At 57.6% G+C, this 16,024-nt stretch carries 15 protein-coding genes; 8 read left to right on the forward strand and 7 right to left on the reverse strand.

What is annotated here, in order from left to right:
* Window positions 1-61: 61 nt before the first annotated feature.
* Genes JFU11_RS25135 through JFU11_RS25145 form a run of 3 tightly spaced genes read left to right on the forward strand, consistent with a single transcriptional unit; the run spans window position 62 to window position 4,289 of the window.
* Window positions 62-1,570 (forward strand): efflux transporter outer membrane subunit, encoded by a 1,509-nt coding sequence (locus JFU11_RS25135; RefSeq protein WP_201087489.1) that lies wholly within the window; start codon window positions 62-64, stop codon window positions 1,568-1,570.
* Window positions 1,567-2,757: an efflux RND transporter periplasmic adaptor subunit gene (locus JFU11_RS25140; RefSeq protein ID WP_201062437.1), complete on the forward strand. Its 1,191-nt coding sequence runs from the start codon at window positions 1,567-1,569 to the stop codon at window positions 2,755-2,757. The genes JFU11_RS25135 and JFU11_RS25140 overlap by 4 nt, the downstream gene beginning before the upstream one ends.
* An 11-nt stretch (window positions 2,758-2,768) precedes the next feature.
* On the forward strand, window positions 2,769-4,289 hold the full coding sequence (locus tag JFU11_RS25145; protein WP_201062438.1) for an MFS transporter: 1,521 nt from the start codon (window positions 2,769-2,771) through the stop codon (window positions 4,287-4,289).
* A 26-nt stretch (window positions 4,290-4,315) separates the two neighbouring features.
* Here JFU11_RS25145 and JFU11_RS25150 read toward each other — a convergent pair whose 3' ends face one another.
* The 6 genes from JFU11_RS25150 to salA form a co-directional block, all read right to left on the reverse strand.
* Window positions 4,316-4,870, reverse strand: coding sequence for a cytochrome b (locus tag JFU11_RS25150; RefSeq protein WP_201062439.1), 555 nt, complete (start codon window positions 4,868-4,870; stop codon window positions 4,316-4,318).
* 165 nt (window positions 4,871-5,035) lie between these two features.
* Window positions 5,036-5,902, reverse strand: coding sequence for a transporter (locus JFU11_RS25155; RefSeq protein WP_134101669.1), 867 nt, complete (start codon window positions 5,900-5,902; stop codon window positions 5,036-5,038).
* A 157-nt stretch (window positions 5,903-6,059) separates the two neighbouring features.
* Window positions 6,060-7,511, reverse strand: coding sequence for an aldehyde dehydrogenase (locus JFU11_RS25160; RefSeq protein ID WP_201062440.1), 1,452 nt, complete (start codon window positions 7,509-7,511; stop codon window positions 6,060-6,062).
* A 28-nt stretch (window positions 7,512-7,539) separates the two neighbouring features.
* Complete coding sequence (locus JFU11_RS25165; RefSeq protein WP_201087490.1) at window positions 7,540-8,688, reverse strand: NAD(P)-dependent alcohol dehydrogenase; 1,149 nt, start codon at window positions 8,686-8,688, stop codon at window positions 7,540-7,542.
* Window positions 8,689-8,733: 45 nt separating this feature from the next.
* Window positions 8,734-9,672 carry a catechol 1,2-dioxygenase gene (gene catA / locus JFU11_RS25170; RefSeq protein ID WP_201062441.1) on the reverse strand — a complete coding sequence of 313 codons (939 nt, stop codon included), beginning with the start codon at window positions 9,670-9,672 and terminating at the stop codon, window positions 8,734-8,736.
* Between the two features lie 72 nt (window positions 9,673-9,744).
* Window positions 9,745-11,028 carry a salicylate 1-monooxygenase gene (gene salA / locus JFU11_RS25175; protein WP_134101551.1) on the reverse strand — a complete coding sequence of 428 codons (1,284 nt, stop codon included), beginning with the start codon at window positions 11,026-11,028 and terminating at the stop codon, window positions 9,745-9,747.
* Between the two features lie 146 nt (window positions 11,029-11,174).
* Here salA and JFU11_RS25180 point away from each other — a divergent pair, with 146 nt between their 5' ends.
* A complete protein-coding gene (locus JFU11_RS25180; RefSeq protein ID WP_201062442.1) occupies window positions 11,175-12,074 on the forward strand; it encodes a LysR family transcriptional regulator in 900 nt (299 codons plus the stop codon).
* 40 nt (window positions 12,075-12,114) lie between these two features.
* Here JFU11_RS25180 and JFU11_RS25185 read toward each other — a convergent pair whose 3' ends face one another.
* Entirely contained in the window at window positions 12,115-13,017 is a 903-nt protein-coding gene (locus tag JFU11_RS25185) for a LysR family transcriptional regulator (protein WP_201062443.1), read from the reverse strand.
* Window positions 13,018-13,168: 151 nt separating this feature from the next.
* Between JFU11_RS25185 and JFU11_RS25190 the strand changes: the two genes are divergently transcribed.
* The 4 genes from JFU11_RS25190 to JFU11_RS25205 all read left to right on the forward strand — a co-directional run bounded on the left by JFU11_RS25190 (window position 13,169) and on the right by JFU11_RS25205 (window position 15,952).
* Window positions 13,169-13,366, forward strand: a complete 198-nt coding sequence (locus JFU11_RS25190; protein WP_166675881.1) for a 4-oxalocrotonate tautomerase family protein — start codon at window positions 13,169-13,171, stop codon at window positions 13,364-13,366.
* Between the two features lie 86 nt (window positions 13,367-13,452).
* Window positions 13,453-13,806 (forward strand): antibiotic biosynthesis monooxygenase, encoded by a 354-nt coding sequence (locus tag JFU11_RS25195; RefSeq protein WP_201062444.1) that lies wholly within the window; start codon window positions 13,453-13,455, stop codon window positions 13,804-13,806.
* Between the two features lie 72 nt (window positions 13,807-13,878).
* Window positions 13,879-14,493, forward strand: coding sequence for a nitroreductase family protein (locus JFU11_RS25200; protein ID WP_134101540.1), 615 nt, complete (start codon window positions 13,879-13,881; stop codon window positions 14,491-14,493).
* A gap of 91 nt (window positions 14,494-14,584) precedes the next feature.
* A complete protein-coding gene (locus tag JFU11_RS25205; protein WP_177413954.1) occupies window positions 14,585-15,952 on the forward strand; it encodes an MFS transporter in 1,368 nt (455 codons plus the stop codon).
* Window positions 15,953-16,024: the final 72 nt, after the last annotated feature.

Here is a 16,024-nt window from a genome sequence, read left to right on the forward strand (position 1 = left end):
ACTCACAACCCGCCATCTTTTCATTTCTGCCCGCCAGTCCTTACGCCAGAGAATACCGTTCATGAACAGTCGAAAAAATGAGGAGTTTACGGACGTGCGATCCAGACGCTCCTTTGCCGCCCAAGCGTCAGCCGCTGTCTTGCTGATCCTGCTTGCCGGTTGCTCTTTCAGCGACTTGAAGCCGCAGTCCAGAATGCTCTCACCCGAGGATGCCGGTGAAACCTTGGCCGATAGCGGCATCACGTTATCGCCTGCCGCTTGGCCAACCGAAACCTGGTGGACCAGTTTCAACGATCCGCAGCTCAACACTTTGGTTGAAGAGGCGCTCGCGGATAGTCCGACACTGCGCTCCGCCGCCGCTCGCGTGCGCCAGGCCGGCGCCCTGGAGGCCATCGAAAGCGCCTCGCTGTTGCCACGTATTGATGCAGTGGCAAGCACCACCCGCGAACGCTTCAGTGCTAACGGCACTACGCCTGCGCCTGTCAAAGGCACCTGGCAAAATGTCGACCAGGCGACGCTGAATGTTGGGTACGAACTGGATTTCTGGGGTAAAAATCGTTCTGCCGTTGAAGCCGCCGTGGGGCGTCGACATGCGCTTGAGGTCGACAGCCACGCGGCTGCGCTGATGCTGTCGACGTCCATCGTGCAAACCTATATCGCCTTGCAGGACACTTATGAGCAACTTGATGTTGCTCAAGCTTTACTCGACCAGCAAGTCCACATCGAACAGCTGACGCAGCAGCGCTTTACCGCCGAATTGGGCACGCAGATCGACATAAAGCAATCCCAAGCCTCGCTGCCCGCCAGCCGGGCCAATATTGCGGGCCTCAAAGAAGTGATTGAGCTTAACCAGAACAAGCTCGCCTCTTTGCTGGGCAAGGGGCCTGATCGTGGACGCTCGATTGCACGCCCGCACATGCAGGCAAGCAACACCGTCGCGCTTCCCAGCCAGATTCCTGCCGAGCTGGTCGGGCATCGTCCTGACGTGGTCGCTCAACGCTGGCGCGTAGAGGCATCGGGGCACGAGATTGATGTGGCCAAGGCCCGGTTTTACCCAAACGTGAACCTCACGTCCTTTATTGGCCTGCAAAGCCTAGCGTTCGACACCTTCAACGACCACAGCAGTCGAATTTTGGGCTTTTCGCCGGCGATCAGCCTGCCCATCTTCGAGGGTGGACGCTTGCGCGGCAATTTGGATGCTCAGGATGCGGCTTACGACCTCGCCGTTGAAAACTACAACCAGACCGTCATCGACGCGCTACGTGACATCGCCGATCAACTGTCTTCGCTGCGTTGGTTAAAAGAGCGACTGGCCCAACAACTCGAGGCGGTCAACACAGCCCAGGCCGCGTCCGATCTGGTCAACCTGCGCTATGGCGCGGGGCTGGCCACGTACCTGCAAGTGCTGGCCACCGAGAACGCGACACTGACCCAAAAAAGTCAATTGGTCGCGTTGCAATCCCGTGCGCTTTCTCTGCAAGCCAACTTGAGCCGGGCGCTGGGTGGTGGCTATCGCCCCGAGTTCTCCGCCACCCCCCCTGCACTCCCAACCGTAGCTGATAAATCATGACCACCCAAACGTCCTCCCCCGTCGATCCTGCTCAACCCAAAGCCTCCTATCGCCCTCAGTTGCTGCTGATCCTGGGCATTGTGCTGTTAATGGCGACCTTGGGCATCTGGTACCTGTTGGGACTGGGTACCGAATCTACCGACGATGCCTATGTGGACGGCAACATCGTTCAGGTGACCTCTCAGGTCAGCGGCACCGTGACGGTGATCAGTGGTGACAACACCGACCATGTCGATGCCCATTCGCCGCTGGTCACGCTCAATGCTGTGGACGCCGAAATCCAATTCGAGCGCGCTAAATCCAACCTTGCCCGCGCCGTACGCCAGGCGCGCACCCAGTATTACCAGGTGCAACAACTGGAAGCTGAAGTCAGCCAACGACAAAACGACGTAAACAAGGCCCAGGATGATGTACGCCGACGCAGTCAGCTTGCCGCCAGCGGTGCTGTTTCGCGCGAAGAGATTAGCCATGCCGAAGAGGTGCTTAAAAACGCCTTGGCGGGCCTGGACGGTACCCGGCATGCACTGGCGGTTCGCCTGGCCATGGTCGATAACACGACACTACGTACCCACCCCGACGTGCTGGTGGCTGCCGCTAATTTGCGCGATGCCTGTATTGCGCTGCACCGCAGCCAAATCTACTCGCCGGTTACCGGTGTAATCACCAAACGCAGTGTGCAGGTTGGTCAGCGAATCAATCCAGGCGTGGCCCTGATGTCGGTGGTGCCAATCGACCTGGTGTGGGTGAACGCCAACTTCAAGGAATCGCAGATCCAGGATTTGCGCATCGGCCAACCTGTGGTTTTGCGTGCCGATGCATACAGCCGCAAGGTGATATTTCACGGTTCCATCGTAGGTCTGGATGCGGGCACCGGAAGCGCGTTTTCGTTGATGCCTGCCCAGAACGCGACAGGTAACTGGATCAAGGTGACCCAGCGCGTGCCCGTGCGAATCGCCCTGCAACCGCAGGAAATCGCCGACAACCCGCTGCGTCTTGGCCTATCCATGCGTGTGTCCGTTGATACCAACGACACCAGTGGGCAGGTGCTTAACAAGAAGACACCCGCGCAACCGGCCTACAGCACCAATATTTTTGAAAACGAGCTTAAGGACGCCAATGACGTTGTGGAGCAAGTGATCAGCGCCAACGATGACCGTGGCCAATATGCCAAGCATCTGAAACCTTGACGGGGTATTTCATGTACCGGAAAAACGCCGCCTTGTTGATCACCGTAGGGCTGCTATGCGCATTGGAGTATCTACAGGCCGGCATGATCGCCTTTGCCTCGGCCCCCATCCGCGGGGAGATCGACGCCAGCCCTGAAGAGTTCACGCTGATTGCGGCGCTCTATGCGTGTATCGCCGTGGTGGTTATCTCAAAACAACGCTGGTTGGTGGAACGGCTCGGCTGGCGCAACTTCATGCTGGGCTCCATCAGCATTTACGTGTTGGGGGCCTGCGTGTGCGGCTTCAGCAGTGACCTCACCACCTTCACCGCCGGCCGCGTGGTCATGGCGCTGGGCGGCGCATCGTTCATGACCTCTGCGCGACTAATGGTCAACTTACTCCCGCCGGGTCCCGGGCGATTCGTCGGGGTAAAAATATTCGCCACTGGGCTGGCCATTGGCACGGCAGCGGCGCCCTTTCTTTCATCACTGGTAGTCGTCGAGGACACATGGCATGCGATCTTCTGGCTACTGATTGTCGGTGCGTTGGTAGCGGCCGTTCTCTGCACACGTTTTTTACCCAACATACCTATTCACGAGGATGACCGGACGCCCTCCAGCCCGGCGAATATCCTGTTGTTATCCGTCAGCACTTTCTTCCTGCTGTATGTGCTTCAGCGTTCCTACTACGATTTTTACAACGAGATGTTCATCCTCCTCACCTTCGCGCTGCTCGCCGCCTTGGGCGTGTACATCTTCTTCCACGCCGAACACGGTAAAGAGGCGCCCTTCCTTAAGGTCAAGGACTTGATGCAGTCTCGTTACATCCTCGGGGTTGCGTTGTTCTGCTTCACCTACATTGTGCTGGGCAGTAACAACTACATCTTGCCGTATTTCCTGCAAACGGCACTGGGTTACTCCTGGGACACCATCGGTACGTTCCAGGCCTTCGGCTTGGCTGGTGCGCTGTTGACATGGATCGTCATGGCTATCGTCATTCCAAAGTATCCAGCTCCGAAGAAGTTCTTCGTCGTGGGCTTCAGTGCCCTGATCTGCTTTGGCGTGTTGTTGTCATCCCTGACCCCCGACGCCAATATGTGGTCAAACATCCTGCCTGCACTGGTGCTTAACGGCTGTTTCGTGATGCTTGTACTCGCCACGGCGGCCATGCAGACTTTTCGCGATGTGACACACCATGACACGCTGTTCGCCCACGCCTATCAGATCAAAAGTATGCTGGCGCAGATTGCCATGGCACTTGGCACAACCGTTGCCACCTTGTTCCTGCAATGGCGCACCACTCTGCAATACAACAATCTCAACGGGCATTTCAGTTCAGGCGATCCGCTCTATCTGGAACAGACTCAACTGCTGGCTCAGGCACTCACACCTGCCGTAGGTGCGGGCCCAGCCAGTCAGATTTCGGTATCGACACTTGCCCAATCCCTGCACCAACAATCAACCCTGGTCGCAAGCATGGAGTACTTCTGGGCTGTCATCATAGTCGCCAGTATTGCACTGGTCGTTTCCATGATGCAGAAGACCTTCAAGTGAGATCTGCGGTGCGAACGCCTTGACGCTCAGCCCCTCGACTTGGGCAGCATTCCATTCAGAATGTCGTCCTTATCGACAAAATGGTGCTTGAGCGCCACCAGCGCATGCCCGCCGACAAGCGCGCCGCAAAACCACGCGATCCAGGTATGGACGAGTTTGGCTAAATCATAGAGATCGGGATTGGGCGCAACCAATGGCGGCAATATGAACAGGCCGGCGACGAGAATGGGTTTGTCGGCCACCGAACTCCAGTACCAGCCCGACAGTGGTAAAGCCATCAGTGCAAGCGCATACAGAAGAATATGTCCCAGCGCTGCACCACGCCTCATCAGTGGGTTCATGCTCACCGGAAAGGCTGGCGGGCGCTTTAACAAACGCCAGAAGACTCGCACCACAACCAGAAAAAGCAAAGTGCTGGCCGTAGCCTTATGCAGAAAGGTCAGCTCATGATGTGGATTGAGTTCGTCACGCCAATGGGTGGCCAGAATGCCCACACCCCAACTGCCGAGCCATATCAGGGCCATGCCCCAGTGCAACCACTTGGCAGTGCCGGTGTAGCCGTCGGTTTCTGATACCGTCATCGATTTATCCCTGCTTTCAAAGTACCTGATGCGTTTCGCCAGAGGCGCGCGCAACGCGATCCTATAGGGCTTTCCAGCAGGGATAAACGCCGCGAAAATCGCCGCTGTGTAGAGAAAATCTCTACTGTTTAGCCAACGGCAATGGGGCCGATGCGCGAACCATCGCTAAAGGGGAACGGTCAGTTTGACCCAATAAGCCTCCCCTTCCGGGCGATTACGCACCTCGCTTTCCTTCTGCCATTTAGCAGTCACGAACCAGCCGGAATTACTGGCGTATTTGATCGACGGCCCAATGGCAAACGCACGCCCTTTGTTGTCCTCGATACGCTCACCGTCTTGACGATCGTCGGTGGTTTGACGATAGACATAACCACCTACCCCGACCACCCAGCCATTGCCGAAGCCCCAACCCAGGGAATAGTCGGCGTGCAACTCCTGGCCAGAGCGATAGTCAGTGGCGGCATTGCGCAGATTGAAGTCATACATCATCTTGATGTCGGCGTTCACCCCCGCAGGATCGACATACGAAAACGCCGCGATGGGTTCAAACGCCCAGTAGTTGCGGCCAATATTGGCCAGGTCACCGCGATCGTAACGCCCGGTTGGGGCGAAGACGTCAACTGCATAAATCGCGTGAAATTTTTCGCTGTAGTGATACCCCAGAGCCGGGCCAAAGATGATGTCCCCAAGCCCCGTTTTGTTTTGATGCTGACCGTTGACCTCCACCCTTAGATCAACCAATGGAACGTTGACGTGAAATGCCAGTGCCCCGTCGAGAATTTTTTGCTCCGTGACCCAAATCAGCCTTGGCGCAATCACATCTGCACTCAAATGAAAGTCGTCAACCGCCCGCTGCCCTCGATTATCGAGAAGACGATCAGCGCGATAACTTTCAGCAAAAATTTGCCCATAAAACCCAGGCGGCGGCATGGCGCCGGTCATGTAGTTTTCCGCCCCCATAGGGTACGACGACCCTCCTCCTTCGGTGGCTTGCACCGCGGGCAAAAAAATTGCCAACGCGGATCCAGCCATCGCACAAGGAACATTTCTAAGGAGACTTACAGCTGCATAGGTATTTTTATTATTCATTGTCGCAACCATGGATTTGTTGAAGATACGCAGGCACCGCTTACCGCAAGCAAAGAGAGTCGGTCACCGACTCCTCAGAGCCGGTCACCGTGGCCTGACGTCAGAATGGATAAGGTTGGTCGGAGGGCTCGACCGTGACCCACTTCACTTCGGTGAACTCTTCGATAACGGCGCTGCCGTCGAACCGGCCATAGCCACTGTTCTTCATGCCGCCGTAGGGTGCCTGAGGCTCGTTTTGCACGGTGGCACCGTTGATATGCACGCAACCGGCATCCAGCCGACTGGCCAGGTCCAGGGCAAGGCTGACATTGCGGCTGAAAATCGCCGATGAGAGGCCGAACGCTGTGTCGTTAGCGACTTCCAGCGCCTGCTCGGCGCCTTTGACACGCACCACCGTGGTGACCGGGCCGAAAGTTTCCTCATCGTAGATCTCCATCGCCGAGGACACACGGTCCACCAGCGTCGGCGCCATTTGCGCCTGATCCGCCAGCCCGCCGACAACAAGCGTGGCGCCCTTGCCGATGGCATCGTCGAGTAACTGGTTGATGCGCTGCACGGAGCCCTGGGAAATCATCGGACCCACTACGCTGGTAGGGTTGGTCACCGGGTTACCTTGCTCAAGACCACGGATACGCTGCGCAAACTTCGCAACGAACTCGTCCGCCACGGCTTCGTCGACGACAAACCGTTCGGTCGACATGCAAATTTGCCCCTGGTACAGAAAGGCGCCAAACACTGCGGCATTGACTGCGCCATCCAGGTCGGCATCATCGAGCACGATAAACGGCGCCTTGCCGCCCAGTTCCAACAGGCAGCGCTTGAGGTGTTTCGCACTGGTCTGGGCAATCATCCGGCCGACTTTGGTCGAACCGGTGAAATTCACTCGGCGAACCGTATCGTGGGCAATCAGCACTTCCGTCACGGCACCGGCATCTTCGGGCGCAGAGATGATGAAGTTCAACACGCCGGGCGGAAAGCCCGCTTCATAGAAGGCCTGCGCCAGCAGCTCATGGGTGCGCGGGCTGTTCTCCGAACCTTTGAAAATAACGGTGTTGCCACACGCCAATGGGTAGGCGATGGATCGGGTGCCGAGGATGACCGGGCCGTTCCACGGCGCGATGCTCAATACCGTACCGGCGGGCTGGCGTAGGGTTACCGATAAAGTGCCGGGCTTGTCGGTGGCAAGGGTTTCACCCTTGATTTGCGTTGTGAGTGCGGCGGCTTCACGGAGCAGGTTGGCCGAAGCCCCCACATTGAACTGTGACCACAGCTGCGAAGCACCGATCTCTTCTGCCATGACTCTGCAGAAAAGCTCCATCTTGCTTTCCAGGACGTCGGCTGCCGCCAGCAGCAGACGACGGCGCTCGGTAGGGCCGACCTTCGACCATGTTTTGAACGCCTGCTGCGAAGAAGCCGCAACACGCCGGGCATCTTCGACGCCGCACGCGGCGCCAGTGGTGACGACCTTGCCGCTGACAGGGTCGATCCGCTGATAGGTTTTACCATCCGAGGCATCTTGCGGGATATTGTCGATTACGAGCTGAACATTCATCTTGGGGTCCTTAAATGAGCCTGAACAATCACGACAAGTCGGTCTGGGCCGGCATGCGTAGAATCGGTTTGATCGTGATACCGCTTTCGCTGTCGGCCATCGCTTCATTGACCTGGTCAAACGCGTAGAACCGGCACAGCTTGTCAAACGGGAAGCGGCCTTGCAGGTGCAGGTCTACGAGGATGGGAATGAAGGCGTTAGCGACCACGTCGCCTTGGACAATGCCCATGATTCGCTTGCCGGGGATCATCACGTCGTTGATGTTGAACGCCACCTCGGTGCCCATCTTGGTTGCCCCGACAATCCCGCAGGTCCCCAGGGTCGTGAGCGCGTCGATGGCCTGGCGCAACACTTCGGCACGCCCGGAGCATTCCAGGCTGTAGTTCACGCCACCGCCGGTGATCTCACGAATGCGCTGGACAGGGTCCTCTTCCCGGCTGTTGATCACGTGGGTGGCGCCCACTTCAAGTGCCAGGCTCAAGCGACTCGGCGTGACGTCGATGGCGATAATGGTGGTCGCACCGGCAACCTTGGCTGCCATCACCGCGGCCAGGCCCACTGCGCCAGCACCGAAGGCGGCGAAGCTGGCCCCAGCCTCTACCTGCAAGGCCTTGAGTACCGAACCCGCGCCCGTCTGAATGCCGCATCCCAGCGGGCCGAGCAGTTCGAGTGGAGCCTGTTTGGAGACTTTCACGACATTGCGCTCGTTCGCGACGACGTAGGTCGAAAAGGAGGATTGGCCAAAGAAATGGTCATGTATCGGTGCATCGGTCGCACAGCTGCAGGTGGACGTACTGCCGTCGAGGCGCCCGCCGCCGAAGTTCAGCGGGTGCATATGCGAGCAATGCGCGGGGTGTCCTGTTTCGCAGGGCAGGCACAAGCCACAGGACATGTAGGTCATGACCACATGATCGCCAGGAGCGATGGTCGTTACCGCAGCGCCTACCGCCTCCACCACGCCCGCACCTTCGTGGCCCAAAATGATTGGCAACGGCGTTGGAAAGAGCTGATCGCGAACGACCATATCGGTGTGGCAAACACCTGTAGCCACGACACGCACGCGGACCTCGTCGGCACGTGGAACAGCCAGCTCTGCGCGCTCGATCTGGAGCTTGCCACCGGCTTCACGCAACACGGCGACTTTTACTTCGATGGGTGAGAGAGTGCTTTGGGACATGCTTTTATCCTCTTTAATAAGTTTTTCTGGGTATGCAGCTTTGACTTACGCCTCTTGAAGAGCACGCGGGCGATTGCTCCGTTGCTCCGCCTCAAGGTTGGCTGCCGGGCGCAGCTGAAAATCGAATTTCATTTGTGCAAAACGTCCTGGCACTTGATGGGCCGCAGCCAAGGCTTGGTCATCGATGAATTGCACCTCACCGATCAATCCATCCCGCGTGGCGTAAGCGAAGTCATCCCAGAGGTATGCGTCGTTGGATAGGTTGATCTGCGTGGTCAAGTGTTCGTAGCCCGGGGCGGATACGAAAAAGTGGATATGCGCCGGACGCTGGCCATGCCTGCCCAATTGGTTAAGGCACTCCTGGGTCGGGCCCTGAGGGTTACAGCCGTAGCCCGACGGCACGATACTTCTGACGCGATAACGCCCTTCGGCGTCGGTCACAATGCGACGACGCAGATTGAATTCGGATTGGCATTTATCGAAGTGGGAATAGTTGCCCTGGCTGTCGGCTTGCCACAGGTCTACAAGGGCACCAGCGATCGGCTGCCCTTGCAAATCCAGGATCTGGCCCTCGACAAACATAGGCGTCGCGACATCATCTTCGGCACCATCATCCATACGGGCATAGCCCTGACTGAGCGGCGCGCCGGCTACATACAAAGGCCCTTCAATCGTGCGCGGAGTTCCTCCGGTGCGCCCGGCTTCGGCTTGCCTGGCATCGTTGAGCAGATCCAGAAAGTGCTCCACCCCCAGGCCCGCTACCAGCAGCCCTGCTTCGTTGCTTTTGCCGAGACGGTTGATGTATTCGACACCAGCCCAGAATTCATCATCACTGATATCCAGCTCTTCAATGAGTCCCGCGGTCTCTTGCAGGATACGTAATACGATTTGTTTGTTGCGCGGGTTGCCAGCGGCATTCTTCAGCCCTGCTGCGTCTTGGAACAGTTCAAGCATTTTTGCGGTATTGGAAATGCTGACGGCCATCAAGGTTTCACCTGTTTTTATTGTGGGTGTAGCGCACCAGCATCTGGGAACTGGCGCATTGCAGGAACGCAATCAGACGGCCTCTGCCCACCCGAGTCGGGTGCGAGCCTCTGCCAGGTCCGATTGCATGTCGTGGTTCCACAGCCAGTCGAAACGACTGGCCAGGGTTGTCGACAGAAGGGGTTCTCGGTCTTCGACCTGGCGGTCTCGAAACTCGTAGAGTTCGCCGGCTTCCCAGGACGTTCGCTGAACACGGCAGGCGCGAGGTCTGCGGATAGCGTCGTACACCTCAAGCACGCTTTGGGCATCACTTTGAAGCACCCGAGAGTCTCCCAGCAGTCGCGCGAGCAGCCAGGCATCTTCCAGCCCTTGCCCCGCCCCGGCCCCTTGGTGGGGGAGCATGGCGTGGGCAGCGTCACCGATCAGCCCTACGCGGCCATGGGTATAACCTGCAAGCTCTTCCAATTCGTGAAGCGCCCAGAGGGTAGGTTCGGGAATGCACTCGAGCAGCACGCGAACGGCATCCCCCCACGCGGAGAACGCTTCCAGCATCTGGGCCTGGCTGGTGCTTTTGACCCAAGGTGTGTCTTGCGGCCATACCGGGTTGGGGTCGGTGCGATCAGAAACGAACGCAACCACGTTGATCAGTCGGCCCTGCTTGACCGGAAAAGTGAGGATGTGGGCGTCGAGCCCCAGGTACATTTGCGGGACGTTGATCAGGTGCTCATCAACACCCGCAGTGCGATAGGCGGCACGCAGTTGCTCGCTGTCGATCATTCCCCGATAGGCGCAGGTTCCGCTGAATCGGGGCGCGACCAAAGGCTGGCCCATTCCCTGGAGTACATAGTCGCGAATCGAGGATTTGATACCGTCGGCGGCGATCAGAAGGTCGCACTGATAGTCAGTGCCATCGGTGAACTGAACGCTGACCCTGTCTCCCATCTCATGGACGCCAACCGCACGTTTGTCGAAGCAGGCGATGCCTTCTGGCAATTGCGTTGCCAAGGCGTCGAGGAAATCTGCGCGGTGAACGGAGGACTGACCGACGCCTTGGGCAACGCTGGCACCGAGATAACCGGCATCGACGCCTCGACGCCATTCAAACCAGATGTCTTGCCACGGTTGCGGGGTGCGGTCAGCGATGAGTTCGTAGGGTTTGCCGATACCCAGCCCTTCGATGGCCCGGACGGCGTTCGCACCAAAGGACACACCTGCGCCGACCTCGCCGAAGGCGGGAGCAGCTTCAAATAATTTCACATCCAGATGCTGATGACGGCAAAGATCCAGTGCCAAGGCGACGCCAGCGATACCGCCGCCGACGATGCCCACTTGCAAGACAGAGTGAGGGCTACTCATGGGGGAAACCTTATGTGTTGTTTTTGGAATAGCCCGATCATGACTATTCACAAACCATTGATAAATGCCCTCAACCCCATACAAACTATCACCAACCTGAATACTCATTCACTTTCAAGAGCCGCCCAAGGCCGAGAAAATTTGCGATGAACCTGCGTGAACTGGATCTGAATCTGCTGGTGATCTTTCACCAATTGCTGGTGGATCGAAGTGTTTCAGCTGCAGCCGAGAGCCTTGGGCTGACCCAACCCGCCGTCAGCAATGCGCTCAAGCGTTTACGGAACACGTTCAATGACGAATTGTTTGTGCGCACCCATCAGGGGATGCAGCCGACGCCCTATGCCACGCAACTGGCCGAGCCAGTCTCCCAGGCAATCAACCTGCTGCACGGCGCGATCAATCGCCATGACGAGTTCGATCCATCGACCAGCCAGAAGCGCTTTGTCGTGGCGATGACCGACATCGGGGAGATTTATTTTGTGCCACGGTTGATCGACGCCTTGCTCAAACAGGCCCCCGGAATATCGGTCACCACATTGCGCAGCAATACCGAACTTTCCGAGAAAATGGCCAATGGCGAGGTGGATCTGGCCGTGGGATTGCTGCCGGATCTGCAAGCGGGCTTCTACCAGAGGCGCCTGTTCCACCATCGCTACGTCTGTTTATGCCGAAAGGACCACCCGCTCACTGAACAGCCCATGACACGGGAGCGCTTTTGCGAGTTCGGGCATGTCAGGATCATCGCCGCCAGCACGGGGCATGGAGAGATCGATACGCATATGCAGCGGGCCGGTCTACAACGAGACATTCGACTGGAGGTTCCACACTTTGTCGCGGTCGGTCATATCCTGCAGAACACAGACTTGATCGCCACGGTACCTGAGCGTTTCGCCAACAGCTGCGCCGGCCCCTTCGGACTGACGAGCCTGCCGTTGCCTCTGCCGCTTCCCGAGATCGCCATCAACTTGTTCTGGCACGGTAAATACAATCGGGACCCGGCCAACAAATGGTTCCGGCAACTGATGTTTGATCTGTTCAGCGATTGAGCGATGAAGGCTGACGATGCTCACCTGGCGTCAGCCTGCATCACAGCAAATGCTCACACAGCTTGACCAGCTCATCGACCACGTACCTCACCTTCGGCCGCAGATGGGACACCTTTGGCCAGACGGCATGCACATCGACAGCTTCCGGTTCATACACTTGCAGAACCTCCACCAGCCTGCCCGCTTCGATATCGTCCTGGAACAGGCTGCGTGGCATCTGGCACAAGCCCGTGCCAGCGACTGCTGCGAGAATCATGGCTTCTCCGTCGCCAATTTGATGAGTCGAGGGTGGCGCGTAACGTACGGTCTGCCCCGCCTGCATGACTCGCCACGACAACGGCTGGCCGCGTCGATGCCCGACAATGCAACGGTGATGACTCAGATCGTCAAGGGTCTGCGGAACACCATAGCGCTTCAGGTAGTCGGGGGCGGCACAAATGGCCCAGCGCTGCCGGGTCAGCCGCCGCGCCACCAGACCGCTAGTGTCCTGCAGCTCTCCAAAGCGGACCAACAAATCGATCCCCTCCTCAAAGGGATCAACCAGGTGGTCGGAAAACGTCAAGTTCAGTTGCAAAGCCGGGTACTTGTTGGCGATCTCAAACAGCAACGGGGCGACGACCCGACGCCCGAATGCCACAGGTATGTCTACTCGCAGACGTCCGGAAGGCTCACCAGCGCCGGGCCCCAATCCGCTCTCTGCAGCACCAATTTCCTCGAGGGCGGTAGAGCACGCCACGAAATAAGCCTCACCATCCGCGGTCAGGGAAATCCGGCGAGTGGTGCGATGAAACAGCTGCGTACCCAAGCGCTCTTCCAGACGCGCAATGGCTTTGCCTACGGCGGATTTTGACAGCCCCAGGCGCTCGGCAGCCTGAGTGAAGCTGGTCGAGCGCGCGGCCACGACGAACGTGATGACGCCCTGAAACGAATCGATAGGAACCATGCCTGCTCGCCGATTGTAGAGTTTTAGTCTACCCAGATTATAGCTTGAGGCCGTTTATCGCCAGCACACTCAACAGTAGGATGGGTTCTAGAAAGACAACGGTGCACATCACGCACCTCTCTCCAGATCAATGCCCCAAGAGGACACCATCATGCCCGTCGTACGTGTGAGCTGGTTCGAAGGTAAAGAACACGCACAAAAAGCCGCTGTTGCCGCAGACATCACCGAAAGCATCGTTAAACACACTGGTACAGATGCCAACTATATCTACGTCATTTTTGAAGACGTTGCGCCTTCGGATTGGGCTGGCGCCGGCAAACTATTCGGGGACGCGCCCGAGAAATCCTGACCCCCCATCAGCACCGAATACATCGGCTTGACCAGCGATGCATTCTCAACAGGCTTCTTATGAAGCCTCTGACGGAAGAGCTATCCATGCACCCACATGTCTCCTGCCTGTTCTCCCTCGCTGTAAAACCCGAAGAGTTTCCAGAGTTCAAGGCGCTGATCGCGAACATCGTGGCAGCCACCCGCGCCGAGCCTGGCACGCTGGTTTACGAATACAGCGCCAACGAAGACAACAACACCGTTCACATCCTTGAACGCTATAACGCCGATTCCGTTATCAGTCACGTAGCCACCACCTTCGCACCGTTCGGCAAGCGTTTCCTCGAACTGTGCACCGTTACCAGTCTGGTGGTCTACGGCACACCGGATGCAGAAATCCGCAAACATCTTGACCCGTTCGGGGCGGTGTATATGACCCCTTTCGACGGCTTCAGCCGCTAAGTTCTATGACGGCGCAGGCTCGACGGTAACAACCGGGACTGCACGCATCCCCTTTCCCGCACAGAGATCACCATGTCTGTTATTGCTGAAGTAATTAAGTCCCGAATTTCCGCCAACAGCTACGACACTGAACGTCAGTTGACGGATCAACAGATCGCCGAGCTGATCGAACTGGCAACGCACGCTCCCTCTGCCTTCAACCTTCAAAACTGGAGGTTCCTGGCGGTACGCAGCACCGAAGCAAAGGCGCGATTGCTGCCATTGGCCTTCGGTCAACAAAAGGTCATGGATTCAGCCGTGACCTTTATTGTCTGTGGCACCCTCAATCCCCATGAAACCCTGCCATCAGCCCTGAAGCCGACGCTGGATGCAGGGATCATTGATCAGGCGATCTACGACATGTGGGTTGGCGCCGCTCAAGGCATGTACCAGGACAACCCGCAGTTACAACGCGACGAAGCGATCCGATCAGGCTCTCTGGCGGCCATGACCCTGATGCTGGCCGCCAAAGGACAAGGCCTTGTTTCGACACCCATGATCGGGTTCGACCAGTCGGCAGTGGCACAAGCATTCGGTCTTTCCGCTACGGAGATTCCGGTGATGTTGATCACCGTTGGCTACCCTGGCTCGACTAACTGGCCGCAAAAGCCCCGTAAAGCTGTCAACGACGTTCTGCAGTTCGTGTGAGCAGTGCTGCCGGCGATAGCCAGGTACAACCTGGCTTCGCTGGCTGTTGCTGATCAACTCGCAACTACCACATGCCAGGGGCTGTGAACCATTGATTGCTGAATCCAAATCACACTCTTCGTTACGCGCGATTCTGACCGCTGCCTGTTTAGGGTTTCTTGTCGTTCAACTTGATGTCAGCGTCGTAAACGTCGGCCTTGGCGCACTCAAAAATGCGTTCGGCACCGACCTCACGGGCCTGCAGTGGGTCATCAACAGCTACGCACTGCCTTTCTCTGCCTTGCTTATCCTGGGAGGCGCATGGGGCGACAAGTGGGGGGCAAAATCCGTCTTTGCAGCGGGTTTCGCTATCTTTACCCTCGCCTCTATCGGTTGTGGTCTCGCCGACAGTATGACCATGCTGATCACGATGCGTGTCGTTCAGGGCATCGGCGCGGCCTTCCTGATACCGACATCACTTACCCTGATTCGCGTGTCATTTCATGACCCCGATGCACGCCGTGCCGCTGTTGCGCTCTGGGGCGCCTGTGGGGGTATCGCACTGGCAGCCGGTCCGGTGATCGGTGGGCTGATGATCGAGTACTTCGGCTGGCGAAGTGTATTTCTGCTGAATATTCCGATCGGCCTGCTGGCTATCGGGCTGATCCTGCGCTATGCCCCCGCCTCCCCTCGGGTTGATAAGCAGGTCGATATTCCAGGCCAAATCAGTATTGCTATTTGCCTGGCCTCGCTGACCTATGGCTTAACCGAATCCAGCGCAAAAGGCTGGGTAATCGAAACACTCGCCGCGATGGCAATTGCCATGATCTGTGCGGTGGCATTTGTTCTGATCGAGCGTTGGGTAAAACATCCGATGCTGCCCGCTCACCTGGCCAAAAACAAAGTGTTGGGGAGCATGGCGCTCGCGGGTGCTGCGATCAATTTGACATTTTATGGAACGGTCTTTGTTTTCAGCATTTACTTTCAAACATTCCTACATTACGACGCGCTCAAAACGGGTTTGTCGTTTATCCCACTGACGGCGGTGCTGACACTTTCTACGATGCTCTCGTCAAGGTTCGCCAAGCGGTTCAGTGCCACTCGTATTATCACGACGGGTTTCACGATTCAGATCGTCGGGTTCATCGCGCTGTCGCAAACCACGTCCAATACCTCGCTGTGGTTGCTCAATGGTGCGCTGATGCTGGTAGGAATTGGCAGCGCCATGTCAGTACCGTCCATTACCAACTCGATGCTGTCCTCGGTCACACAGCACGACGCGGGCATCGCCTCCGGCCTGATGGCCTCCGCGCGGCAACTGGGCGGCGTGATCGGCGTCGCGGTCTTCGGCACGATGATCGCCCATTCGGATAAGGCCGCTTTTTCCGCTGGACTATCCACCGCGATGCTGTTTTCAGCGCTGGTCTTGGCACTCTGCATCGCCGTAAACCTGTACGCAGCCTCCGCTCGGCGTCAATAAATGCCGGCATGGATGAAGAGCCGCTGCCTCGCGCCCTGAATCAATTGCGCCATTTCTTCAACTGAATGGGAT

Source organism: Pseudomonas sp. TH37, from assembly GCF_016650735.1.
GTDB classification, from domain to species: domain Bacteria; phylum Pseudomonadota; class Gammaproteobacteria; order Pseudomonadales; family Pseudomonadaceae; genus Aquipseudomonas; species Aquipseudomonas farris.